Raw genomic sequence first — 21,830 nt, 5'->3', positions numbered from 1 at the left:
TTCGTTCCTCCGCGATCAGGCGTTGAAAGGCATGTTGAAATGCTTCAACAGCGCCTTCGCTTCGGCATCCACGTCAGACGTGGTCACCATGATGATGTCCATACCCAGAACCTCATCGACCTTATCGAAGTCGATTTCCGGGAACACGATGTGTTCCTTGAGGCCCATTGCGAAGTTGCCACGACCGTCAAAGGCCGGCTTCACGCCGCGGAAGTCGCGAACGCGCGGCAGGGCAACGTTGATCAGGCGATCGAGGAATTCGTACATCCGGTCACCGCGCAGGGTCACTTTCGCGCCCAGCGGCATTTCTTCACGGACGCGGAAGCCTGCGATCGACTTCTTCGCCTTGGTCATCACGGCCTTCTGACCAGCGATGAGCGAGAGCTCTTCGGCGGCCTGCTTGACCTTCTTGGTGTCTTTCACGGCTTCGCCGACGCCCATGTTCAGCACGATTTTGTCGAGCCGCGGGATCATCATGTCGTTCTTGTAGCCGAACTCTTCTTTCAGCGCGGCTTTGATCGAGTCGCGGTAAAGAGCGCGAAGACGCGGAGTGTAGGTAGCTTGATCGAGCATCAGATCGCATCCCCCGTGGTCTTGGCGTAACGCACCTTCTTGCCGTCTTCCTCGCGGAAGCCGACGCGGGTGGCTTTGCCGTTTGCGTCCATCAGAGCCAGGTTCGACAGGTCGATCGGCATCGCCTTGGGCTGGCGACCGCCCTGGTTGGACTGGGTCTGACGCTGGTGGCGGATCGCAACGTTCACGCCGTCGACGACAGCTTTGCCGGCTTTCGGGTCAACAGAGGTGATCTCACCCTGCTTGCCCTTGTCCTTGCCAGCGAGAACGACGACCTTGTCGCCTTTGCGGAGCTTAGCAGCCATTACAGCACCTCCGGAGCAAGCGAGATGATCTTCATGAAGTTCTTCGCACGCAGCTCACGCACGACCGGCCCGAAGATACGGGTGCCGACCGGCTCGCCCGCGTTGTTCAGGATGACGGCGGCGTTGCGGTCGAAACGGATGGCGGTGCCATCGTCGCGACGAACTTCTTTGGCGGTGCGCACGACGACGGCCTTGCGGACGTCACCTTTCTTCACGCGGCCGCGCGGGATCGCTTCCTTGACCGACACCACAATGATGTCGCCCACGGATGCGTAACGGCGGTGCGAGCCGCCGAGGACCTTGATGCACTGAACCCGGCGAGCGCCGGAGTTGTCAGCAACATCCAGATTGGTCTGCATCTGGATCATGGGGTTACTCCCGACCTTTGGGGACGCCTATGCAGTAAGGGCCCCAGGGTTTCGAATACTGGCGAAATGGCCGCGGCTTACGCCGTGACCACAACCCGCCAGCGCTTGGTCTTCGAGATCGGCGCGCACTCTTCGATGCGAACAATGTCACCGGTCTTGAACTGGTTTTCCGCGTCGTGGGCGCGGTATTTCTTGGACTTCCGGATCGTTTTCTTGAGAACCGGATGCGTGAAGCGGCGCTCGACCGAAACGGTGATGGTCTGGTCGTTCTTGTCCGACGTCACGGTACCTTGCAGGATGCGTTTGGGCATAGGAAGCTCTCCTTACTTCGCGGCTTCAGCGGCTTTTTGGTTCAGCACGGTCTTGATCCGTGCAACGTCCCGACGAACGGTACGCATGCGCGCGGTGTTCTCGAGCTGGTTCGTGGCCTGCTGAAAGCGGAGGTTGAAGGCTTCTTTCTTCAGCGAGACGAGCTGGTCACGCAGCTCATCAGGCGTCTTCGCCTTGAGTTCTTGGGCGTTCATCCCGGGTCCTTTCTTGGCATCAGAGGGCCCCTCGCGGGTGACCCTACTTCTGATGGGTTATGTCGGTCCTGATTTCAGGAACTTGGGGCCAATATCAGAGCGAATCGAATATGGCAAGGATTGTTTGGCCTCCGGCCCGCTTTCGCGTAACAGGGGGTAAATCCACGCCCAGTTGCGAGAGCCCCCAATGCCCGAGTCCAAATCCCAGATCGAGTCCCTTTTCGTCACCCGCCTCTACCGCGCTTCCCTATCCGAATTCGGCCCCAAGGTCGATACGAACGAGCTGGAGACCTCGTGCTACGCCATCGCCGAGGATGACGAAGCCGGTCAGGACTGGTGCGAGGAGAACGGCTATCCGGGCTATACCTCCTACGCCTCGCTCACCGACCTGCCTTGGCGCTTCCCGATCTTCGCGGACATGGTGAAGGCGCTCGACAAGCACGTTGCGGCCTTTGCCAAAGATCTCGAATTCGATCTGGGCGAGGGTAAGCTGGTGCTGGAAGACCTCTGGATCAACATCCTGCCCGAAGGCGGCACCCACAGCTCGCACCTGCACCCCCATTCGGTGATCTCGGGCACGACCTATGTCGCGATGCCCGACGGCGCCTCGGCGCTGAAGCTGGAAGACCCGCGCAGCGCCCGGATGATGGCGGCCCCTACCCGCCTCAAGACCGCCCGGCGCGAGCTGCAGCCCTTCATCTACATCGCCCCCGAACCGGGTGAGGTGCTGCTCTGGGAAAGCTGGCTGCGCCACGAGGTGCCGATGAACACGGCCGAAGACGAGCGGATCTCGGTCAGCTTCAATTACAAATGGGTCGACTGAGCCCGGCGCTTTGATCGCCATCATAGCCAAGCCGCATCTCACCTGATTTTCTTGCTGCGCAACCAGACACCGGGAGCGCAGCATGAAAACACTCGTCGCCTATGCCTCGACCGAGGGGCAAACCCGCAAAATCGCGCGGCACGTCGCCGACCGCATCGCGGATCTGGGTCACTCCGCGGAATTGATTTCCACCGATGAGGCCGAGGGGATGGATCTCGGCCGGTTCGACCGGATCGTCCTCGCGGCCTCGATCCATGTCGGACATTATCAGGGTCGCTTCGCGGATTTCGTCGCCGAACAACGCGATATCATCAAGAACCGCCCGAACCTCTTTCTCTCGGTCTCGCTGGCCGCCGCCGGTCATGACGCAGAGGATTGGCGCGCCCTCGACAAAATCCTGAAGGACTTCGAAGCGGCGACCGGCTGGACGCCGGATCTGACGGAACAGATCGCGGGCGCCTATCTGCCGTCGAGATACGATATCTTCCGCCGGTTCGTGATGCGCCGGATCGTGGCGAAGAAAAATCCCGATGCCGATCTCGATGCTGATATCGAATATACCGACTGGAAGGCACTGGACGCGCTGATCGACGGCTGGATTTCCGACGGCGCCTGATCTCGGCACCAGATACGCAAAAGCCCCGCCATCTCTGGCGGGGCTTTCGTTTGTCTTCAGCAGTCAGACCGGGATTACCAGTCCTGACGCTCGACGATGCGGCAGGCCACCGGAAGCTTGGCCGCGCCAAGGCGCAGAGCCTCGCGAGCGGTCACTTCGTTGACGCCGTCGATCTCGAACATCACGCGGCCGGGCTTGACCTTGGCGGCCCAACGGTCGACCGAACCCTTACCTTTACCCATACGGACTTCGGTGGGTTTTGCGGTGATCGGGGTATCCGGGAAGATCCGGATCCAGACACGGCCTTGACGCTTCATGTGGCGGGTGATCGCACGACGCGCAGCTTCGATCTGACGGGCGGTGACGCGCTCGGGCGCCTCTGCCTTGAGGCCGAAGTGACCGAAGTTCAGGTCGAAACCACCTTTGGCTTCACCATGAATCCGGCCTTTGTGCATCTTGCGGAACTTCGTCCGTTTCGGTTGCAGCATAACTATCTACTCCCTCAGCGATCGCGACGCGGGCCGCGCGGTGCCGGGCCCTCTTGGGCTTCGGCGTGCTTGCGGTCACGAGCTTGCGGATCATGTTCCATGATCTCGCCTTTGAAGATCCAGACCTTCACGCCGATGATCCCGTAGGGGGTCGACGCTTCGGACAGCGCGTAGTCGATGTCGGCACGCAGGGTGTGCAGCGGAACGCGACCTTCGCGATACCACTCGGTCCGTGCGATCTCGGCGCCGCCCAGACGGCCAGCGACGTTCACGCGGATACCAAGACCACCCATGCGCATCGCGTTCTGCACCGCGCGCTTCATGGCGCGACGGAACGAGACACGACGCTCGAGCTGCTGAGCGATCGACTCGGCAACCAGCTGCGCGTCGAGTTCCGGCTTGCGGACTTCGACGATGTTCAGGTGCAGCTCGCTGTCGGTGAAGTTCGCCAGCTTCTTGCGGAGCGCTTCGATGTCAGCGCCCTTCTTGCCGATGATGACGCCCGGACGCGCAGCGTGAATGGTCACGCGGCATTTCTTGTGCGGACGCTCGATGATGACACGGCTGACGCCGGCCTGCTTGGCTTCCTCGTGGATGAACTCGCGGATCTTGATGTCCTCGAGCAGCAGGTCGCCGTAGTCCTTGCTGTCGGCATACCAGCGGCTATCCCAGGTGCGGTTGACCTGGAGGCGCATGCCAATCGGATTAACCTTCTGACCCATTACGCTTGCTCCTCAACCTGACGCACCTTGATGGTGATTTCCGAGAACGGCTTCATGATCTTGCCGAAGCGACCACGCGCCCGCGGACGGCCACGCTTCATCACCAGGTTCTTGCCGACCCAGGCTTCCGCCACGACGAGTTCGTCCACGTCCAGGCCGTGGTTGTTCTCTGCGTTGGCGATCGCCGACTGGAGGCACTTCTTCACGTCGAGCGCGATGCGCTTCTTCGAGAAGGTCAGGTCCGAAAGGGCCTTGTCGACCTTCTTTCCACGGATCATCGCGGCGACGAGGTTCAGTTTCTGCGGCGAGGTGCGAAGCATACGGGTCTTCGCCATCGCTTCGTTCTCCGCCACGCGGCGCGGATTCTTTTCCTTACCCATGACGATTACTTCCTCTTGGCTTTTTTATCGGCCGCATGCCCGTAATAGGTGCGGGTCGGCGAATATTCACCGAACTTCTGGCCGATCATTTCCTCGGTGACGTTGACCGGGATGTGTTTCTGACCGTTGTAGACCCCAAAGGTGAGGCCGACGAATTGCGGCAGGATGGTGGAGCGACGCGACCAGATCTTGATGACGTCGCCTTTGCCCGACTCGCGAGCCTTCTCTGCTTTTTTCAGCAGGTAGGCATCAACGAAGGGGCCTTTCCAAACAGAACGAGACATATGTTAGCGACCCTTCTTCTTCGCGTGACGCGAACGCAGGATGTACTGGTCCGTCTTCTTGTTGACGCGCGTGCGCTTGCCCTTGGTGGGCTTGCCCCACGGCGTAACCGGATGACGGCCACCCGAGGTGCGGCCTTCACCACCACCGTGCGGGTGGTCGATCGGGTTCATCGCGACACCGCGGACGGTCGGACGAACACCCATGTGGCGCTTACGACCGGCTTTACCGAGGTTCTGGTTCGAGTGGTCGGCGTTCGACACGGCACCGATGGTCGCCATGCATTCCTGACGCACGAGGCGCAGTTCGCCCGACGAAAGACGCAGCTGAGCGTAGCCGCCGTCACGACCGACGAACTGGGCGTAGGTGCCCGCGGCGCGTGCGATCTGGCCACCCTTGCCGGGCTTCAGTTCGACGTTGTGGACGATGGTACCGATCGGCATGCCCGAGAACGGCATCGCGTTGCCCGGCTTAACGTCGTGACGCGAGCCCGAAACGACCTTGTCACCAACAGCGAGACGCTGGGGTGCGAGGATGTAGGCCTGCTCACCATCTTCATAGTTGATCAGCGCGATGAAGGCGGTCCGGTTCGGATCGTATTCGATCCGCTCGACGGTGCCATGAACATCGAACTTGCGACGCTTGAAATCGACGATGCGGTAGAGACGCTTCGCGCCACCACCCTTGTGCCACATCGTGATCCGCCCGGTGTTGTTCCGGCCACCCGACTTGGTCAAACCCTCAGTGAGGGCTTTGACCGGACGGCCTTTCCAAAGCTCCGAACGGTCGATCAGAACCAGCCCACGCTGGCCCGGCGTCGTCGGCTTATACGACTTGAGTGCCATGCTTTCTGTCTTCCGTTGGTTTGCGGCGAGTTGCCTCGCCTGTCTGTGTGTATAGGGCCCCGAAGGTCCCCGAATTCAAAAATCACGGGCCCCGGAACGAATCCGAGGCCGCGAGACTGGCGCGATGTAGCAGGCTTATGGGGGTGAGTCTATAGCCTTGGCCTGTTTTTACACGCGATGGCCCAAGCAACTGGCGCTTCGCGGTCCGGGCAGGCAAAATGGCCCCGAGGCAGACGACATAACAGGAGAAAATCGATGCGTCCAACCCGAGCAATTCTGCTCGCCGCTACGCTCTGCGCGGCAGCCACCCTCGCCACCCCCACCCTCGCCGACGCTTGGCGCGGAACCTACGAGGTCGCAGGCGTGAAGGGCCAGGACATGCTGAAACTGCGCGCAGGCCCCGGCACCGGCTACAAGGTAATCCTGGGGCTTCCCAACGGCGCAATCGTCCATGTGCGCAGCTGCGAGCGCAGCGGCAATACCCGCTGGTGCAACGTCTCGCTCGACGTCGCGCGCAACCTGCGCGGCTATGTCTCGGAGAGCTACTTGCGGGAGAAGTGAGTGGTGTGCGCTGCCCGGGCTGGCCACCCGGGCGCCCCATGAGAGACAAGCCCCTAATCCAACTCCGCAAACGAAAAGGCCCCCGCGATCACGAGGGCCTTTCCAATGTCTCGGTCGTACCGGATTACAGGCCGGTGGTGACGTCGATCGTGTTGCCTTCTTCCAGCGTCACGTAGGCTTTCTTGAAGTCCGAGCGACGGCCGGGGGTGCCCCGGAAGCGCTTGGTCTTGCCCTTGGTGATGGTGGTGTTGACCGCCTTCACCTTGACGCCGAAGAGAGTCTCGACAGCTTCTTTGATCTGCGGCTTCGAAGCGTCTTTCGCCACTTCGAAAACAACAGCGCCGTTCTCCGAGGCCATGGTGGCCTTCTCGGTGATGACCGGCTTGACGATCACGTCGTAATGTTCGGGTTTCGCGCTCATTTCAGACGAGCCTCCAGAGCTTCGACACCCGCCTTCGTGAGCACGAGCGTGTCACGCTTGAGGATGTCATACACGTTGGCGCCCATCGAAGGCAGCACATCGATGCCGTCGATGTTGCGCGCGGCTTGGGCGAAGTTCTCGTTCACCTCGGCCCCGTCGATCACCAGCACCTTCTTCCAGCCCAGCTCCTTGGCGGCTTTCGCCAGCAGCTTGGTCTTGGCTTCGGCGAGCTGCGCGTCCTCCAGGACGATCAGTTTGCCAGCGGCGGCTTTCGACGACAGCGCGTGCTTCAGACCTAGAGCCCGGAACTTCTTGGGCAGGTCATGAGCGTGGCTGCGCGGGGTCGGACCCTTGTAGACACCACCCTTGCGGAAGATCGGCGCCTTGCGGGAACCGTGACGTGCGCCACCGGTGCCCTTCTGACGGTAGATCTTCTTGGTCGAGTAGCTGACCTCCGAGCGGGTGAGAACCGAGTGGGTGCCCTGCTGAGCCTTCGCGCGCTGCCAGCGCACGACGCGATGCAGGATGTCCGCACGCGGCTCGAGCCCGAAGATCTCGTCGGCGAGGTCGATCGAACCGGCCTTGCCGGCGTCGAGCTTGATCACATCGAGTTTCATTCTTTGTCTCCTTCGGGCGCTTCGCCGCCGTCTTCGCCTTTATCGGCTTCGATCGACGCTTCGGCTTCCTTCAGCGCGGCAGCTTCCTGAGCGGCCTGCTCCTCGGCGAGACGCTGAGCTTCGGCTTCGGCCTCGGCGGCAGCGGCGGCAGCGGCTTCTTCGGCAGCTTTCGCAGCGGCTTCGGCAGCCGACTTCAGCGCGGCGGGGTAGATGATGTTCTCGGAAAGCGGTTTCTTGACCGCATCCTTGACCGTCACCCAGCCACCTTTGGCGCCCGGAACCGAACCCTTGACCATGATCAGGCCACGGTCGGCATCGGTCTTGACGACCTGAAGGTTCTGGGTCGTGACACGGACGGCACCGAGGTGACCGGCCATCTTCTTGCCCTTGAACACTTTACCCGGGTCCTGACACTGACCGGTCGAACCGTGCGAGCGGTGCGAGATCGACACGCCGTGCGTGGCGCGCAGACCGCCGAAGTTGTGACGCTTCATCGCACCGGCGAAACCCTTACCGATCGAGGTGCCCGCGATATCGACGAACTGACCTTCGAAATAGTGGTTCGCGGTGATTTCCTCGCCCACTTCGATCAGGTTTTCTTCAGCGACGCGGAATTCCGCGACCTTGCGCTTCGGGGCGACATTGGCTTTCGCGAAGTGACCACGCAGGGCGGCGGTCGTACGCTTGGCCTTGGCTTCACCAGCGCCGAGCTGAACGGCCGTGTAGCCGTCGGTCTCGGAAGTGCGCTGAGCCACCACCTGAAGCTTGTCGAGTTGGAGAACGGTCACAGGAACCTGCTTGCCGTCCTCAAGGAAGAGCCGGGTCATGCCCAGCTTCTTGGCGATAACACCAGTCCGCAGCATAATGCCCTCCTTACACCTTGATCTCGACGTCGACGCCCGCTGCGAGGTCGAGCTTCATCAGCGCGTCCACGGTCTGGGGGGTCGGATCGACGATGTCGAGAAGACGCTTATGCGTCCGGATTTCCCACTGGTCGCGCGACTTCTTGTCGATGTGCGGACCACGCAGAACCGTGAATTTCTCGATCTTGTTCGGGAGCGGGATGGGCCCGCGAACCTGGGCACCCGTGCGCTTCGCGGTGTTCACGATTTCCTGGGTGCTGGCGTCCAGCACGCGGTAATCGAACGCCTTGAGCCGGATGCGGATATTTTGGCCGGTCATATGTCATGCCTCTTCGCATGGCGTGAAGGTTGAGAGGCAGACGGCACCGAATGTAGCGCCTGCATCGAACCTATAAATCTTGGCAGATCAGGCGCGTCCTCTATGGCGTCACCCTGAGTCTGTCAAGAGCGAATGGCGCGCCTTTCGGCGCACCATTCAGATTCTTTCCAACTGTCGTTTTCGGGGCCCCGGAGAGGGCCCCGAAATCACCGATCACTCGATGATTTTCGACACCACGCCGGCGCCGACGGTGCGGCCGCCTTCGCGGATTGCGAAGCGCAGACCGTCTTCCATCGCGATCGGAGCGATCAGTTCGACTTCGAACTTCAGGTTGTCGCCCGGCATCACCATCTCGGTGCCCTCGGGCAGCGTCACGGTGCCGGTCACGTCCGTCGTGCGGAAGTAGAACTGCGGACGGTAGTTCGCGAAGAACGGGGTGTGACGGCCACCTTCCTCTTTGGTGAGGATGTAGGCTTCAGCTTCGAACTTCGTGTGCGGCTTCACCGAACCCGGCTTGCACAGAACCTGACCACGCTCGACGCCGTCACGGTCGATGCCGCGCAGCAGCGCGCCGATGTTGTCGCCAGCTTCACCACGGTCCAGCAGCTTGCGGAACATCTCGACGCCCGTGCAGGTCGTCTTCGAGGTGTCGCGGATGCCCACGATTTCCAGCTCGTCGCCGACGTTGATCACGCCACGCTCGACGCGGCCGGTCACAACCGTACCACGACCCGAGATCGAGAACACGTCTTCGATCGGCATCAGGAAGGGCTGGTCCACGGCGCGCTCCGGCGTCGGGATGTAGCTGTCGACAGCTTCCATCAGAGCACGGATCGAGTTCTCGCCGATTTCCGGATCACGGCCTTCCATCGCGGCCAGAGCCGAACCCTTGATGATCGGGATATCGTCGCCGGGGAAGTCGTAGGACGACAGAAGTTCACGAACTTCCATTTCCACGAGCTCGAGCAGCTCCTCGTCGTCGACCTGGTCAACCTTGTTCAGGTACACGACCATCGCCGGGATGCCGACCTGACGGCCGAGCAGGATGTGCTCGCGCGTCTGCGGCATCGGGCCGTCAGCTGCGTTCACGACCAGGATCGCGCCGTCCATCTGCGCGGCACCCGTGATCATGTTCTTCACGTAGTCGGCGTGGCCGGGGCAGTCGACGTGCGCGTAGTGACGCGACTCGGTCTCGTACTCCACGTGCGCGGTCGAGATCGTGATGCCGCGGGCTTTCTCTTCCGGCGCGCCGTCGATCTGGTCATACGCGCGGAAATCACCGAAATACTTCGTGATCGCAGCCGTCAGCGTCGTCTTGCCGTGGTCAACGTGGCCAATCGTGCCGATGTTGACGTGCGGTTTGTTACGTTCAAACTTTTCCTTTGCCATGATGGCCTCCTGTCAGTGCGTTGGGTGGGAAAGGCGCCGGGTCTCCCCGGCGCGCGTCCCTTACGCGTATTTCTTCTGAATCTCGTCCGAGATGTTCTGCGGCACGGCTTCGTAATGGCTGAAGAGCATCGTGAAGACCGCACGGCCCGAGGACATCGAACGCAGGTTGTTGATGTAGCCGAACATGTTGGCGAGCGGCACGAAGGCGTTCACGACGACCGCGTTGCCGCGGGTGTCCTGACCTTGCACCTGGCCCCGACGCGAGGTCAGGTCGCCAATGATGCCACCGGTATATTCTTCCGGGGTCACCACTTCGACTTTCATCATCGGCTCGAGCAGCTTCGCGCCAGCCTTGCGCAGACCTTCACGCATCGCGGCCCGCGACGCGATTTCGAAGGCGAGCACCGAGGAGTCGACGTCGTGGAATGCACCGTCAACCAGCGCAACCTTGAAGTCGATCACCGGGAAGCCTGCCAGCGGACCGGAGTCCATGACCGACTTGATGCCCTTTTCGACGCCCGGGATGTATTCCTTCGGAACAGCACCACCAACGATGCGGCTCTCGAACGAATAACCTTCGCCCGGCTCGGTCGGCGAGATCTCGAGCTTGACGCGCGCGAACTGACCGGTACCGCCGGTCTGCTTCTTGTGCGTGTAGTCGATCTCGGTCGCGTGGCTGATCGTCTCGCGATAGGCCACCTGCGGCGCACCGATATTCGCCTCGACCTTGAACTCGCGCTTCATGCGGTCGACCAGGATGTCGAGGTGAAGTTCGCCCATGCCCTTCATGATGGTCTGGCCCGACTCGAGGTCGGTTTCGACGCGGAAGGACGGGTCTTCGGCTGCCAGGCGCTGAAGGGCGAGGCCCATCTTTTCCTGGTCGGCTTTCGACTTCGGCTCCACGGCGATCTCGATCACCGGATCGGGGAAGGTCATCGTTTCGAGAACGACCTGGTTGTTCGGGTCGCACAGCGTGTCACCGGTGGTGGTCTCTTTGAGACCGGCCAGCGCGATGATGTCGCCCGCATAGGCTTCTTCGATCTCGGTCCGGTTGTTCGAGTGCATCATCATCATACGACCGATGCGCTCTTTACGACCTTTGGTCGAGTTCAGGATCGAGTCGCCCTTCTTCAGCGTGCCCGAGTAGAGGCGCGTGAAGGTGAGCGAACCCACGAAGGGGTCGTTCATGATCTTGAACGCGAGACCCGACAGGGGCTCTTCGTCCGAGGCATGACGTGCGATGTTGCGGGTTTCCGTCTCGTCGTCCGGCGAGAAGCCCATGTAGGCGGGCACGTCGAGCGGCGAGGGCAGGAAGTCGACCACGGCGTTGAGCAGCGGCTGGACACCCTTGTTCTTGAAGGCCGAACCACCGAGAACCGGAACGAAGGACAGCGACAGCGTGCCCTTGCGGATCAGGTTGCGCAGCGTCGGGATATCGGGCTCTTCGCCTTCGAGATAGGCCATCATCGCGTCGTCGTCTTGCTCGACGGCGTTCTCGATGAGGTGCGAACGCCATTCGTCCGCGGTCGCCTTCAGCTCGTCACGGATCGGCTGACGCACCCAGGCAGCGCCCAGATCTTCGCCTTTCCAGACCCACTCTTCCATGGTGACCAGGTCGACGATGCCTTCGAGTTGATCTTCGGCACCGATCGGGAAGTTCACCGGAACCGGAGTCGCACCGGTGCGGTCCTTGATCATCTTCACGCAGTTGAAGAAGTCCGCGCCGATCTTGTCCATCTTGTTGACGAAGACGAGGCGCGGAACCTTGTAGCGGTCAGCCTGACGCCACACGGTCTCGGTCTGCGGCTCAACACCGGCGTTCCCGTCGAGCAGCGCGACAGCGCCGTCGAGCACGGCCAGCGAACGCTCCACCTCGATGGTGAAGTCGACGTGGCCGGGGGTGTCGATGATGTTCATACGGAACTTGGTATCATCCGTACCTTCGGCGGTCGGATCTTCCTGCCACTGCCAGAAAGTCGTGGTAGCTGCCGAGGTGATGGTGATGCCGCGCTCGGCCTCTTGCTCCATCCAGTCCATGGTAGCAGCACCGTCGTGCACTTCGCCGATCTTGTGCGACTTGCCGGTGTAGAACAGGATGCGCTCGGTCGTCGTGGTTTTACCAGCGTCGATATGCGCCATGATCCCGAAGTTGCGATAACGCTTTAGGGGATATTCGCGAGCCATGGTGGCGTCCTTCCGTTATTACCAGCGATAATGGCTGAACGCTTTGTTCGCGTCGGCCATCTTGTGGGTGTCTTCGCGCTTCTTGACCGCGGAACCACGCGAGTTCACGGCATCGAGGAGTTCGCCGGCGAGGCGCTCTTCCATGGTGTTCTCGTTGCGGGACTTGGCGGCAGCGATGAGCCAGCGGATGGCCAGCGCTTCGCGGCGGGTCGGGCGCACCTCGACCGGAACCTGATAGGTGGCACCACCCACACGACGCGAACGCACTTCGACCGAAGGCTTCACGTTGTCGAGGGCTTCGTGGAACACCTCGATGGGCTCACGCTTGAGCTTGCCCTCAACGCGGTTGAGCGCGTTGTACACGATTTTCTCGGCGGCGGACTTCTTGCCGTCGATCATCAGGTTGTTCATGAATTTGGTCAGCACGCGATCGCCATATTTGGCGTCGGGCAGGACTTCGCGCTTCTCAGCGGCGTGACGACGAGACATCTCGAGATCTCCTTACTTCGGACGCTTCGCGCCGTATTTCGAACGGCGTTGACGACGGTCTTTAACACCTTGCGTATCGAGCACACCGCGCAGGATGTGGTAACGAACGCCCGGAAGGTCTTTCACACGGCCGCCACGAATGAGCACAACGGAGTGCTCCTGGAGGTTGTGCTTCTCGCCCGGGATGTAGGAGATGACCTCGAAGCCATTCGTCAGGCGCACCTTGGCGACCTTACGCATAGCGGAGTTCGGTTTCTTCGGCGTCGTGGTGTAGACGCGCGTGCACACGCCACGCTTTTGCGGGCATTCTTGGAGGTGCTGCGACTTAGAGCGCTTCACCTTGGGCTGCCGCGGTTTGCGGATCAGCTGTTGGATCGTCGGCATTCGGTTCCCCGTTCTGCTGTCAATACTCGCCCCGTTTCCGGAGGCGCCACTTCTCGACGCGTTTCCGCGCGGATTCGCGAAAACGCCAAATCGCATTCCTCCCCGGCCCGAGGACCGCGGCGAATGCGTTGAATTCCAGAGGATCGGGGCGAAGGCCCGGATCATGACCACTAGAAATCGGCGACCCTTCGGGCAGACTTCACCCGTCAGGTAGCGCGGCGTATAGGGGGAGTCGTCTGGGTTGTCAACTCTCGCGCCGGGCCTCGCCGCGCACTTGCGCCACAAGCCGCGCGCCCCACCCTGCGAAGAGGATTCCCCAGAGCAGCCAGGCCACCGTAAGGCTTACCAATCCGGCGAAATAGGTGTCGGACAGAAAGTGCCGTCCGGTGCCGATCCGCTGCACGATGATGAAGACCGCGACGAAGACGCCGACTGCGCGCAAATAGAGCACGCCCCAGCGTGGCAGGTGCGCCCGCCGCAGCTCTGCGCCGAGCCATATTAGCAGCCCCAGCGCAACTGCCGCCGCGACCTCGCCCGACACGAACGAGCAGTTCCGCGAGCATTGATCGGTGAAGGTGCCCGGCAGGCTGAAGTGATGCGCGCCGCCGAAGAGATCAACATTCGCAGGTCGCGCTCGCCCGGAATTCGCCTTCAGCACGCCGTTCACGACCACGATCGGACCAAGCAGATAGAGAAGGCAGATGAAGGCCCAGATCCGCGCAGGCAAACGCAGCACCGTGCGATGGCGCAACCCCGCCCATGGCCACGCCACGAGCGAGACGACGAACAGCACGATGGAGATATCCCAGATCCGCTGGCGTAGCCATTCCCAGAGCGGGTTGGTGATGACCGTGAACCCCTCCCCTGCCCGGTAGAACAGCCCGGCGGTGCCCAGATCGAGTTCCGGCACCAGGCGGAACAGCAGGAAGCCTCCGATCCACGCCGCCAGCAGCAGCCGGACCGCAAAGCTCATATCAATTTTCGGAACGGACACAGCGCGCCTCCACCAGATAAGCCGCATACCCCTTATCGGCCCAAGTCCCCGTCGCGTCGAGCTGCGCCGCCGGCGAGACCGGGCCGCTGCCGCAATCGGGCGGGCTGTTGGCGATCAGAAGTAGGCGACCTTTGTAGTCCTGTGGCAAGGGCCACATCTGCTCGTAGTAGCTGTCGGCCCGCACGACGGGCCTCGGTGCGTAGACGGTCACGCCCGCGCCCTGACCCGTATAGAACAGATCGGCTAGGATTGCGCGATTGCTGGCATACACCGGAACATCGGCCTCTTTCGCGAGCGTCAGGATCTGGCGGCTCAGATCGGCCTGCCCCAACCACCGCTTCAGGAGCGGCGCGCCGTCTTTTTGCGGATAGGGTGCGAGGACGGTCAGCAGCGGGATCGACAGCGCGATCAGACCGTTGATCAGGATCGCAATCCAGCGCCAGATGTCGCGCAGAACCATCGCCGCCAGAACGGTTCCGGCGAAATAGGCGGCAACCGCCCAATTGGCATAGGCCCGGTCCAAGAGCGCCTCGAGCGTCACCGCGACCAGCGGCGGCACCGAGAGCATCGCCAGCCCGCGCTTCGCCGGGTCGCCCCAACACGCATAGCCGATCAGCAATGCCACCATCGTCACCGGCCCGAAGACGGCGAATTGCGAGGCGACGAACTCGAGCATCGAGCTGAAATTCAGCTCGGCCCCTTCGCGGACCCAGCCAACATTGTCCATCGTATGCGAGACCGTGGTCAGGCCATGGGTGAGGTTCCAGACCACGTTCGGCGCGATCACGAGCCCGAACGCCAGCGCCGCAATCACCGTATTGCGCCAGCCGATCCGCCATGCCGGCGCGACAAGTGCAGCCAGCGCCAGACCGGGCATCAGGTAGATTGCAGCGTATTTCGCCATGAAGGCCAGCCCTGCCGTCAGCCCCGCGGCCAGCGCGTCCGACCAATGGCGGCTACCGCCCGCGCGGTGCAGGAACAGCAAGCTCAACGCGTAGAAGGGCGCCATCACCGTATCGGTCGAGATCAGCACCGAGCCGAGCGCGACGAAGGGCAGCGTCACATAGATCGCAGCCGACCAGATCGCCACCCGACGCGATGCGATCCGGGCTCCCAAGGCGCCAAGTACCAGCGCCGTGATTCCGTGCAGAATGGCGCCCGGCATCCGCACCCAGAACGGCGCATCGGAGCCCGCCAGATCGGTCACCGCCCGAAGCAGCCAGCCGATCAGCGGCGGCTTGGAATAATAGCCGAAGTCGAGATGCTGGCCCCAAAGCCAGTATTGCGCCTCGTCGACGAAGAGATCGGTTTTGTTGAACGCCAGGAATACGAGCCGCAATGCAGTGGCTGCGGCGACGACGATCAGGGTCGGGAGGAACCAGCCGTCCCGATCCGCCCCGCGATCAAGCTTCGCGCCGACGCTTGGCATAGATCAGCCACAGATTGCGCCCGTAGATGAACACCCCGAGCGACTGGCCGAGAACGAAAACCGGGTCTCTGCGATAGAGCGCATAGGTCAGCAGCATCGCACCGCCCGCGACCGAGAAATACCAGAACGAAATGGGCACTACGGATTCGCCCTTGCGCTCGGAGGCAATCCACTGGACGAGAAACCGTCCGGTGAACATCAGCTGCGCAAGCAGGCCGAACAGGACCCACCACAGCTCGACTATGCTTTCCACGTGAAGCATATCCATCAGCCAGTCCATCGGCGTCACTCCTCGCGCGCCACTTCTCCGGGCTGCGCTTTCTTGCGCCGACGGAGAAGCCACGCAACGCCCATCAGGTCGACGATGCCGACAAGACCGCGCTGCAGATTGTTGTAATTCGAGCTGCCGCCGCCGCGCGAGCGGTGGGCCACGTCGACATGGGCCACCTGCCACCCATCGCGCGAGAACAGCGCGGGGAGGTAGCGATGCATATGGTCGAAATAGGGCAGCGCCAGGAACGCCTCGCGCCGGAACGCCTTAAGGCCGCAACCGGTGTCGCGGGTTCCATCCTTGAGGATCGCGCCGCGGATCTTGTTCGCGAGCTTGGACGCCAGCTTCTTCGACATCGTGTCCTGCCGCCCGACGCGTTGCCCCGCGACCAGCCCGATCATCTCGGAGCCCTCGGCGCGCAGCGGCGCCATCAGCGCAGGCAGTTCCGACGGCGGGTTCTGACCGTCACCATCGAGCGTGCAGATGATGTGGCCCTTCGCGGCCCGAACGCCCGAATGCACGCCCGCGCTCTGACCGCCCGAAGCCCGCTGACCGGCGGCGTTCAAATGCTGCAGCAGACGCAGGTTCGGATGGGTCTCCATGCGCTCGCGCAGAATCTGGTCCATCCCGTCATCCGAGCCGTCATCGACCACGATCACCTCGTAGTCGCAAACCGGCGCGCAGGCGGCGTCGATCTCATCGAGGAGCCCCGCGATGTTGGGCGCCTCGTTCTTTGCCGGGATGACGATGGAAATCTCGGGCATGGGTGCCAGAACTCTTTTGTCGCTGCGCCACGGTAGCGCCGAAGGTGCGGCTCTATTAGACCTGCGACCCGGTCTTGTAAACGGATCATGCCGGGACAGCCGCCCCCCTGTGGCCGATCAGCCGAATTTCGCGAAAAGCTGCGCGTAGCTCGCTTTGAGGGCGTTTCGCATCTCCATCGCGCGCTCCATGTCGCCCGCCATCGCCGCATCATAGAAAAACGCGACGGAGACCGCGAAGCCGTCCACGAGTTTTTGATAGCTCATATCGGCGTCGGCCTCCGGCGCCGGATGCTTGACGACCTGCGCCGCGAGGTAGCTCAGAAGCGAGGCATCCGCGATCAACTGGCGCGCGCCCTCGCCGCCCATCCCGACGTAATCGCGGGCGAGCACCTTTTCCATTTCCGCGTGATAGGCATTCATCCGGTCCGAGAAGCCGACGACACCGTTGCGCAGGTGCAGATCGCCGATGCTCTCACGCACCCCTTCGAGGGTCTCATGCGCCTCGGGCAACTTGCCGGCGGCGACCTCTTCCTTGGCCTTCGCCGCAAGCTCGCTGACTTTGTCGAAAGTCGCGCCGAGAACCGCGTCATCGGCATATTGCGGCGGCGGCGAAGCGGTCCATTCGTTCGACAGGGTCTGCCACTCTCCGACGAAGCGATCGAGCGCGGCCTTGGTTTCCGCCTGCTTGCCCTGGTTCGACAGGAACAGCGCCGCACGATAGGCCCCATAGGCCTTGCGCAGCTGGGCCTCCGCATCCTGATAGGCTCCTGCGAAAGCAGGCAACGCGATTAACGCGCTCAGCGCAAACGCGGTGACAAAGCGGATCATCGGGGTCCCTCCTCCGGCAAACAGGCTTTCGCCTTTCGACGTTACACTGCCCCACGGATCGGGTTCGCGCAAAGAAAAACCCCCGCGCGAGCGATCGCGCGGGGGTGTGTCATATCGTCTCCAACCGGAGTTGGATCAATCGCGGCTTTCGGGCGTCTCGACCGGACCGAAATCGGCTTCTTCCTCGGTCGGAGCCGCCAGCGCTGCCGCGGCTTCCGCCTCGGCCTGACGCTGCTGGATGACCTTGGAGTCGCGCTCGGTCGCGATCTTGCGGACCTTGGTCGTCGCGCCACCGGTACCCGCCGGGATCAGACGGCCGACGATGACGTTCTCCTTGAGGCCCACGAGCTTGTCGCGCTTGCCCTGCACCGAGGCTTCGGTGAGGACGCGGGTCGTCTCCTGGAAGGAGGCCGCCGAGATGAACGACCGGGTCTGCAGCGACGCCTTGGTGATGCCGAGCAGCACGGGTTCGCCATGCGCCGGACGCCCACCACGGGCCGCGACCTTGTCGTTCTCCTCGTCGAACTCGACCTTGTCGACATGTTCGCCCTTGAGGAGCGTCGTATCGCCGGAGTCGAGGATCTCGATCTTCTGCAGCATCTGGCGAACGATCACCTCGATGTGCTTGTCGTTGATCTTCACGCCCTGCAGTCGATAGACGTCCTGCACCTCGTTGATGAGGTAGTCGGCCAGAGCCTCGATCCCCATGATGCGCAGGATGTCGTGCGGCGCCGGGTTGCCGTCCATGATGTAGTCACCCTTCTGCACGAAGTCGCCTTCCTGCACCGGGATGTGCTTGCCTTTCGGCACCATGTACTCTGCCGGCTCCAGACCCTCGTCACGCGGATCGATCGCGATCCGACGCTTGTTCTTGTAGTCCTTGCCGAAGCGCACATAGCCATCGATTTCGGCGATGATCGCGTGATCCTTGGGACGGCGTGCCTCGAAGAGTTCGGCCACACGCGGCAGACCGCCGGTGATGTCCTTCGTCTTCGCGCCTTCGCGCGGAATACGCGCAACGACGTCGCCCGCCTTCACGTCCTGACCGTCTTCCACCGAGAGGATCGCGTCCACCGACATGGTATAAGTCACCGGGTTGCCCGCTTCGTTGCGGACCGGTTCGCCATCCTCGCCGAGGATCAGAACTTCCGGCTTCAGATCGTTGCCCTTGGGCGCAGCGCGCCAGTCGGACACGATCTTCTGGGTCATGCCGGTCGCATCGTCGGTATCCTCGCGAACGGAGATACCCGAGATGAGGTCCACGAAGCGCACCTTACCGGGCTTCTCAGCAATGATCGGCAGGGTGTAGGGATCCCATTCGATCAGCTTGTCGCCGCGCTTGACCGTTTCGCCATCCTTCACGAAGACCTTGGTGCCGTAGCCGATCTTGTGCGAGGCAAGCTCGTCACCCTGATCGTTCACGATCACGATCTGCATGTTCCGGCCCATGACGATCTGCTCGTCCATCTCGTTGAGGATGATGTTGGCGTTGCGGAACTCGATCTTGCCTTCCTGGCTGGCCTCGAGGAACGACTGCGAGCCACCCTGAGCAACACCGCCCAGGTGGAAGGTCCGCATCGTCAGCTGCGTACCGGGTTCACCGATGGACTGCGCGGCGATGATACCCACCGCTTCGCCCTGGTTCACCAGCGTACCGCGTGCGAGGTCGCGACCATAGCAGAGCGCGCAAACGCCCTCTTCGGCCTCACAGGTCAGCGCCGAGCGGATACGGACGGATTGGACGCCCGCCTGCTCGATCAGGTCGGCCTTGCGCTCGTCGATCAGCTCGCCGGCGCGGACGATCACTTCGTCCTCGCCCGGAACCGTCACGTCATCCGCTGCGACACGGCCCAGCACGCGCTCCGAGATCGGAGCGACGACTTCGCCGTCGTTCACAGCCGCCGACGCGGTGATCGCGCGGTCGGTGCCGCAATCATGCGTACGCACGATGCAGTCCTGAGCGACGTCCACCAGACGACGGGTCAGGTACCCCGAGTTCGCCGTCTTCAGTGCGGTATCCGACAGACCCTTACGGGCGCCGTGGGTCGAGTTGAAGTATTCAAGAACGGTCAGACCTTCCTTGAAGTTCGAGATGATCGGCGTCTCGATGATCTCGCCGTTCGGCTTGGCCATGAGGCCACGCATGCCGCCCAGCTGCTTCATCTGCGTCACCGAGCCACGCGCACCCGAGTGGGCCATCATGTAGACCGAGTTCGGTTCCTGCTCGGCACCGTTCTCGTCGTATTTCGGCGCCGAGATGGTGTTCATCATCGCGTCGGTGACCTTGTCGTTACACTTCGACCATGCATCGACGACCTTGTTGTACTTCTCACCCTGGGTGATCAGACCGTCCATGTATTGCTGTTCGAAGTCCTTGACCTGGTCGCGGACGGTTTCGACGATGTCCCACTTGTTGTCCGGGATCACCATGTCGTCCTTGCCGAACGAGATGCCCGCCTTGAACGCTTCCTTGAAGCCCATGCCCATGATCTGGTCACAGAAGATGACCGACTCTTTCTGACCGCAATAGCGGTAGACGGTGTCGATCGTGTTCTGAACGTCTTTCTTACGCAGAAGACGGTTCACCAGCTCGAACGGAGCTTTCGCGTTCAGCGGCAGCAGCGCGCCGAGGCGCACCCGGCCGGGCGTGGTCTCGAAACGCTGGTAGACCTCGTTACCTGTTTCGTCGATCTGCTTGATCCGCGCGGTGATCTTGGCGTGCAGATGCACTTCGCCAGAGTTGAGCGCGTGCTCCACTTCCTCGACCGAGGAGAAGGACATGCCTTCGCCCTTCATGCCTTCGCGTTCCATGGTCACGTAGTAGAGACCCAGAATCATATCCTGCGAAGGAACGATGATCGGCGCGCCGTTGGCGGGCGACAGAACGTTGTTCGTCGACATCATCAGCACGCGCGCTTCCAGCTGGGCTTCCAGCGAGAGCGGGACGTGGACGGCCATCTGGTCACCGTCGAAGTCAGCGTTGAACGCCGAACAGACGAGCGGGTGCAGCTGGATCGCCTTGCCTTCGATCAGCATCGGTTCGAACGCCTGGATACCCAGACGGTGCAGCGTCGGCGCACGGTTCAGCAGAACCGGGTGCTCGCGGATGACCTCGTCGAGGATATCCCACACTTCGGGACGCTCTTTCTCGACCAGCTTCTTCGCCTGCTTCACGGTGCTCGACAGGCCTTTGGCCTCGAGGCGCGAGTAGATGAAGGGCTTGAAAAGTTCGAGCGCCATCTTCTTCGGCAGACCGCACTGGTGCAGCTTGAGTTCCGGGCCGGTCACGATGACCGAACGACCCGAGAAGTCGACGCGCTTACCCAGAAGGTTCTGACGGAAGCGACCCTGCTTACCTTTCAGCATGTCCGAGAGCGACTTTAGCGGGCGCTTGTTGGTGCCCGTGATGACGCGGCCGCGACGGCCGTTGTCGAACAGCGCATCGACCGATTCCTGCAGCATCCGCTTTTCGTTGCGCACGATGATGTCGGGCGCACGCAGTTCGATCAGACGCTTCAGACGGTTGTTCCGGTTGATCACGCGACGATAGAGATCGTTGAGATCCGAGGTCGCGAAACGGCCACCGTCGAGCGGGACGAGCGGACGTAGTTCCGGCGGGATCACCGGAAGCACGGTCAGCACCATCCACTCGGGACGGTTGCCCGACTCGAGGAACGACTCGACGATCTTCAGACGCTTGATGATCTTCTTCGGCTTCAGCTCGCCGGTGGCTTCCTTCAGCTCCTCGCGGAGCTGCTCGGCCGTGGCTTCGAGATCGATGCCAGCGAGCATTTCACGGATCGCTTCCGCGCCGATATTGGCGGTGAAAGCATCCGCGCCGTAGGTGTCCTGCGCGTCGAGATACTCTTCTTCGGACATCAGCTGACCGTATTGCAGGTCGGTCAGACCCGGCTCGATCACCACGAAGTTTTCGAAGTAGAGGATACGCTCAAGGTCGCGCAGCGTCATGTCCAACATCAGGCCGATGCGCGAAGGCAGCGACTTGAGGAACCAGATGTGAGCGACGGGCGAGGCCAGTTCGATGTGGCCCATACGCTCGCGGCGCACTTTCTGGAGGGTGACTTCGACGCCGCATTTCTCGCAGACGACGCCGCGATACTTCATGCGCTTATATTTGCCGCACAGGCATTCGTAGTCTTTGATCGGGCCAAAGATGCGCGCGCAGAACAGACCGTCACGCTCGGGCTTGAACGTACGGTAGTTGATGGTTTCCGGCTTTTTGATTTCACCGAAGGACCAGCTCAGGATCCGCTCCGGCGAGGCGAGCGAGATCTTGATCTCGTCAAACGCCTTCGGCTGCGCGAGCGGGTTGAACGGGTTTTGGGTCAGTTCCTGGTTCATCTGTAAATCCTTGAATGAGGGCGGAAGGG

The 21,830-nt window shown here is 62.0% G+C and carries 27 protein-coding genes; 3 read left to right on the top strand and 24 right to left on the bottom strand.

All coding sequences use genetic code 11. From position 1 onward, the window contains the following. Nucleotides 1–15: 15 nt before the first annotated feature. From rplE to rpmC, 5 genes are all read right to left on the bottom strand, one after another. A complete protein-coding gene (rplE, locus tag B6V74_RS05630; RefSeq protein ID WP_075773853.1) occupies nt 16–573 on the bottom strand; it encodes a 50S ribosomal protein L5 in 558 nt (185 codons plus the stop codon). After that, nucleotides 573–878 (bottom strand): 50S ribosomal protein L24, encoded by a 306-nt coding sequence (rplX, locus tag B6V74_RS05625; protein ID WP_075773852.1) that lies wholly within the window; start codon nt 876–878, stop codon nt 573–575. The genes rplE and rplX overlap by 1 nt, the downstream gene beginning before the upstream one ends. After that, nucleotides 878–1,246: a 50S ribosomal protein L14 gene (gene rplN, locus B6V74_RS05620; protein ID WP_075773851.1), complete on the bottom strand. Its 369-nt coding sequence runs from the start codon at nt 1,244–1,246 to the stop codon at nt 878–880. Before rplN ends, rplX begins: the two co-directional genes overlap by 1 nt. 77 nt (nt 1,247–1,323) lie before the next feature. Beyond that, on the bottom strand, nt 1,324–1,557 hold the full coding sequence (gene rpsQ, locus B6V74_RS05615) for a 30S ribosomal protein S17 (RefSeq protein WP_075773850.1): 234 nt from the start codon (nt 1,555–1,557) through the stop codon (nt 1,324–1,326). Between the two features lie 12 nt (nt 1,558–1,569). Next, a complete protein-coding gene (gene rpmC, locus B6V74_RS05610) occupies nt 1,570–1,770 on the bottom strand; it encodes a 50S ribosomal protein L29 (protein ID WP_075773849.1) in 201 nt (66 codons plus the stop codon). A gap of 187 nt (nt 1,771–1,957) precedes the next feature. Here rpmC and B6V74_RS05605 point away from each other — a divergent pair, with 187 nt between their 5' ends. Continuing rightward, the gene (locus B6V74_RS05605) at nt 1,958–2,593 is read left to right on the top strand and encodes a 2OG-Fe(II) oxygenase family protein (protein ID WP_088722244.1); all 636 of its coding nucleotides are present in this window, start codon (nt 1,958–1,960) and stop codon (nt 2,591–2,593) included. Between the two features lie 82 nt (nt 2,594–2,675). After that, a complete protein-coding gene (locus B6V74_RS05600; RefSeq protein WP_075773847.1) occupies nt 2,676–3,209 on the top strand; it encodes a flavodoxin domain-containing protein in 534 nt (177 codons plus the stop codon). A 74-nt stretch (nt 3,210–3,283) separates the two neighbouring features. On the opposite strand, the gene rplP is transcribed toward B6V74_RS05600, so the two are convergent. Genes rplP through rplB form a run of 5 tightly spaced genes read right to left on the bottom strand, consistent with a single transcriptional unit; the run spans nt 3,284 to nt 5,926 of the window. Further along, nucleotides 3,284–3,697 (bottom strand): 50S ribosomal protein L16, encoded by a 414-nt coding sequence (gene rplP / locus B6V74_RS05595; RefSeq protein ID WP_075773846.1) that lies wholly within the window; start codon nt 3,695–3,697, stop codon nt 3,284–3,286. Between the two features lie 14 nt (nt 3,698–3,711). Beyond that, complete coding sequence (gene rpsC, locus B6V74_RS05590) at nt 3,712–4,419, bottom strand: 30S ribosomal protein S3 (protein ID WP_075773845.1); 708 nt, start codon at nt 4,417–4,419, stop codon at nt 3,712–3,714. After that, entirely contained in the window at nt 4,419–4,799 is a 381-nt protein-coding gene (gene rplV / locus B6V74_RS05585; RefSeq protein ID WP_078521290.1) for a 50S ribosomal protein L22, read from the bottom strand. Before rplV ends, rpsC begins: the two co-directional genes overlap by 1 nt. 5 nt (nt 4,800–4,804) lie before the next feature. Then, nucleotides 4,805–5,083, bottom strand: coding sequence for a 30S ribosomal protein S19 (gene rpsS / locus B6V74_RS05580; RefSeq protein WP_075773843.1), 279 nt, complete (start codon nt 5,081–5,083; stop codon nt 4,805–4,807). A 3-nt stretch (nt 5,084–5,086) separates the two neighbouring features. Further along, nucleotides 5,087–5,926, bottom strand: coding sequence for a 50S ribosomal protein L2 (gene rplB / locus B6V74_RS05575; RefSeq protein ID WP_075773842.1), 840 nt, complete (start codon nt 5,924–5,926; stop codon nt 5,087–5,089). A 255-nt stretch (nt 5,927–6,181) separates the two neighbouring features. Here rplB and B6V74_RS05570 point away from each other — a divergent pair, with 255 nt between their 5' ends. Further along, entirely contained in the window at nt 6,182–6,487 is a 306-nt protein-coding gene (locus B6V74_RS05570) for an SH3 domain-containing protein (RefSeq protein ID WP_088722243.1), read from the top strand. Nucleotides 6,488–6,611: 124 nt separating this feature from the next. Here the strand turns inward: B6V74_RS05570 and B6V74_RS05565 are convergent, their stop codons facing one another. The 14 genes from B6V74_RS05565 to rpoC form a co-directional block, all read right to left on the bottom strand. Then, a complete protein-coding gene (locus B6V74_RS05565; protein WP_075773840.1) occupies nt 6,612–6,908 on the bottom strand; it encodes a 50S ribosomal protein L23 in 297 nt (98 codons plus the stop codon). Beyond that, nucleotides 6,905–7,525, bottom strand: coding sequence for a 50S ribosomal protein L4 (gene rplD / locus B6V74_RS05560; RefSeq protein WP_075773839.1), 621 nt, complete (start codon nt 7,523–7,525; stop codon nt 6,905–6,907). The genes B6V74_RS05565 and rplD overlap by 4 nt, the downstream gene beginning before the upstream one ends. Further along, entirely contained in the window at nt 7,522–8,388 is an 867-nt protein-coding gene (rplC, locus tag B6V74_RS05555) for a 50S ribosomal protein L3 (RefSeq protein ID WP_075773838.1), read from the bottom strand. The genes rplD and rplC overlap by 4 nt, the downstream gene beginning before the upstream one ends. Nucleotides 8,389–8,398: 10 nt before the next feature. Continuing rightward, a complete protein-coding gene (gene rpsJ, locus B6V74_RS05550; protein ID WP_036639457.1) occupies nt 8,399–8,707 on the bottom strand; it encodes a 30S ribosomal protein S10 in 309 nt (102 codons plus the stop codon). A gap of 213 nt (nt 8,708–8,920) precedes the next feature. Then, complete coding sequence (tuf, locus tag B6V74_RS05545) at nt 8,921–10,096, bottom strand: elongation factor Tu (protein WP_077701325.1); 1,176 nt, start codon at nt 10,094–10,096, stop codon at nt 8,921–8,923. A 60-nt stretch (nt 10,097–10,156) separates the two neighbouring features. Continuing rightward, nucleotides 10,157–12,280 carry an elongation factor G gene (fusA, locus tag B6V74_RS05540; RefSeq protein ID WP_088719467.1) on the bottom strand — a complete coding sequence of 708 codons (2,124 nt, stop codon included), beginning with the start codon at nt 12,278–12,280 and terminating at the stop codon, nt 10,157–10,159. An 18-nt stretch (nt 12,281–12,298) separates the two neighbouring features. Further along, nucleotides 12,299–12,769: a 30S ribosomal protein S7 gene (gene rpsG / locus B6V74_RS05535; RefSeq protein WP_075773836.1), complete on the bottom strand. Its 471-nt coding sequence runs from the start codon at nt 12,767–12,769 to the stop codon at nt 12,299–12,301. A 12-nt stretch (nt 12,770–12,781) separates the two neighbouring features. Further along, entirely contained in the window at nt 12,782–13,153 is a 372-nt protein-coding gene (rpsL, locus tag B6V74_RS05530; RefSeq protein WP_038074720.1) for a 30S ribosomal protein S12, read from the bottom strand. Between the two features lie 244 nt (nt 13,154–13,397). Beyond that, complete coding sequence (locus tag B6V74_RS05525) at nt 13,398–14,126, bottom strand: phosphatase PAP2 family protein (RefSeq protein WP_168184187.1); 729 nt, start codon at nt 14,124–14,126, stop codon at nt 13,398–13,400. Nucleotide 14,127: 1 nt separating this feature from the next. Continuing rightward, the gene (locus B6V74_RS05520; RefSeq protein ID WP_088722241.1) at nt 14,128–15,576 is read right to left on the bottom strand and encodes a glycosyltransferase family 39 protein; all 1,449 of its coding nucleotides are present in this window, start codon (nt 15,574–15,576) and stop codon (nt 14,128–14,130) included. Beyond that, complete coding sequence (locus B6V74_RS05515) at nt 15,551–15,856, bottom strand: lipid-A-disaccharide synthase N-terminal domain-containing protein (RefSeq protein WP_075773834.1); 306 nt, start codon at nt 15,854–15,856, stop codon at nt 15,551–15,553. The genes B6V74_RS05520 and B6V74_RS05515 overlap by 26 nt, the downstream gene beginning before the upstream one ends. 5 nt (nt 15,857–15,861) lie before the next feature. Next, complete coding sequence (locus tag B6V74_RS05510) at nt 15,862–16,611, bottom strand: glycosyltransferase family 2 protein (protein ID WP_075773833.1); 750 nt, start codon at nt 16,609–16,611, stop codon at nt 15,862–15,864. A gap of 117 nt (nt 16,612–16,728) precedes the next feature. Beyond that, the gene (locus B6V74_RS05505; protein ID WP_088722240.1) at nt 16,729–17,439 is read right to left on the bottom strand and encodes a hypothetical protein; all 711 of its coding nucleotides are present in this window, start codon (nt 17,437–17,439) and stop codon (nt 16,729–16,731) included. Nucleotides 17,440–17,574: 135 nt separating this feature from the next. After that, entirely contained in the window at nt 17,575–21,801 is a 4,227-nt protein-coding gene (rpoC, locus tag B6V74_RS05500) for a DNA-directed RNA polymerase subunit beta' (RefSeq protein WP_088722239.1), read from the bottom strand. Nucleotides 21,802–21,830 lie beyond the last annotated feature (29 nt).

Source organism: Thioclava sp. F42-5 (genome assembly GCF_002213195.1).
Classification (GTDB): Bacteria; Pseudomonadota; Alphaproteobacteria; order Rhodobacterales; family Rhodobacteraceae; genus Thioclava; species Thioclava nitratireducens.
This window is presented reverse-complemented; position numbering and strand designations above follow the sequence as displayed.

What these genes read in the sequence shown, in the direction of transcription:
- B6V74_RS05570 (WP_088722243.1), top strand. Translation starts at nt 6,182, where the DNA reads ATGCGTCCAACCCGAGCAATTCTGCTCGCCGCTACGCTCTGCGCGGCA.
- rplN (WP_075773851.1), bottom strand. Translation starts at nt 1,246, where the DNA reads ATGATCCAGATGCAGACCAATCTGGATGTTGCTGACAACTCCGGCGCT.
- rpoC (WP_088722239.1), bottom strand. Translation starts at nt 21,801, where the DNA reads ATGAACCAGGAACTGACCCAAAACCCGTTCAACCCGCTCGCGCAGCCG.
- rpsG (WP_075773836.1), bottom strand. Translation starts at nt 12,769, where the DNA reads ATGTCTCGTCGTCACGCCGCTGAGAAGCGCGAAGTCCTGCCCGACGCC.
- rplX (WP_075773852.1), bottom strand. Translation starts at nt 878, where the DNA reads ATGGCTGCTAAGCTCCGCAAAGGCGACAAGGTCGTCGTTCTCGCTGGC.
- rpsC (WP_075773845.1), bottom strand. Translation starts at nt 4,419, where the DNA reads ATGGGTCAGAAGGTTAATCCGATTGGCATGCGCCTCCAGGTCAACCGC.
- B6V74_RS05605 (WP_088722244.1), top strand. Translation starts at nt 1,958, where the DNA reads ATGCCCGAGTCCAAATCCCAGATCGAGTCCCTTTTCGTCACCCGCCTC.
- B6V74_RS05525 (WP_168184187.1), bottom strand. Translation starts at nt 14,126, where the DNA reads ATGAGCTTTGCGGTCCGGCTGCTGCTGGCGGCGTGGATCGGAGGCTTC.
- rplV (WP_078521290.1), bottom strand. Translation starts at nt 4,799, where the DNA reads ATGGGTAAGGAAAAGAATCCGCGCCGCGTGGCGGAGAACGAAGCGATG.
- rpsS (WP_075773843.1), bottom strand. Translation starts at nt 5,083, where the DNA reads ATGTCTCGTTCTGTTTGGAAAGGCCCCTTCGTTGATGCCTACCTGCTG.
- rpsL (WP_038074720.1), bottom strand. Translation starts at nt 13,153, where the DNA reads ATGCCGACGATCCAACAGCTGATCCGCAAACCGCGGCAGCCCAAGGTG.
- rpmC (WP_075773849.1), bottom strand. Translation starts at nt 1,770, where the DNA reads ATGAACGCCCAAGAACTCAAGGCGAAGACGCCTGATGAGCTGCGTGAC.
- rplP (WP_075773846.1), bottom strand. Translation starts at nt 3,697, where the DNA reads ATGCTGCAACCGAAACGGACGAAGTTCCGCAAGATGCACAAAGGCCGG.
- fusA (WP_088719467.1), bottom strand. Translation starts at nt 12,280, where the DNA reads ATGGCTCGCGAATATCCCCTAAAGCGTTATCGCAACTTCGGGATCATG.
- rpsJ (WP_036639457.1), bottom strand. Translation starts at nt 8,707, where the DNA reads ATGACCGGCCAAAATATCCGCATCCGGCTCAAGGCGTTCGATTACCGC.
- rplB (WP_075773842.1), bottom strand. Translation starts at nt 5,926, where the DNA reads ATGGCACTCAAGTCGTATAAGCCGACGACGCCGGGCCAGCGTGGGCTG.
- rplC (WP_075773838.1), bottom strand. Translation starts at nt 8,388, where the DNA reads ATGCTGCGGACTGGTGTTATCGCCAAGAAGCTGGGCATGACCCGGCTC.
- B6V74_RS05600 (WP_075773847.1), top strand. Translation starts at nt 2,676, where the DNA reads ATGAAAACACTCGTCGCCTATGCCTCGACCGAGGGGCAAACCCGCAAA.
- rplE (WP_075773853.1), bottom strand. Translation starts at nt 573, where the DNA reads ATGCTCGATCAAGCTACCTACACTCCGCGTCTTCGCGCTCTTTACCGC.
- B6V74_RS05520 (WP_088722241.1), bottom strand. Translation starts at nt 15,576, where the DNA reads ATGCCAAGCGTCGGCGCGAAGCTTGATCGCGGGGCGGATCGGGACGGC.
- B6V74_RS05505 (WP_088722240.1), bottom strand. Translation starts at nt 17,439, where the DNA reads ATGATCCGCTTTGTCACCGCGTTTGCGCTGAGCGCGTTAATCGCGTTG.
- rpsQ (WP_075773850.1), bottom strand. Translation starts at nt 1,557, where the DNA reads ATGCCCAAACGCATCCTGCAAGGTACCGTGACGTCGGACAAGAACGAC.
- tuf (WP_077701325.1), bottom strand. Translation starts at nt 10,096, where the DNA reads ATGGCAAAGGAAAAGTTTGAACGTAACAAACCGCACGTCAACATCGGC.
- rplD (WP_075773839.1), bottom strand. Translation starts at nt 7,525, where the DNA reads ATGAAACTCGATGTGATCAAGCTCGACGCCGGCAAGGCCGGTTCGATC.
- B6V74_RS05565 (WP_075773840.1), bottom strand. Translation starts at nt 6,908, where the DNA reads ATGAGCGCGAAACCCGAACATTACGACGTGATCGTCAAGCCGGTCATC.
- B6V74_RS05510 (WP_075773833.1), bottom strand. Translation starts at nt 16,611, where the DNA reads ATGCCCGAGATTTCCATCGTCATCCCGGCAAAGAACGAGGCGCCCAAC.
- B6V74_RS05515 (WP_075773834.1), bottom strand. Translation starts at nt 15,856, where the DNA reads ATGGACTGGCTGATGGATATGCTTCACGTGGAAAGCATAGTCGAGCTG.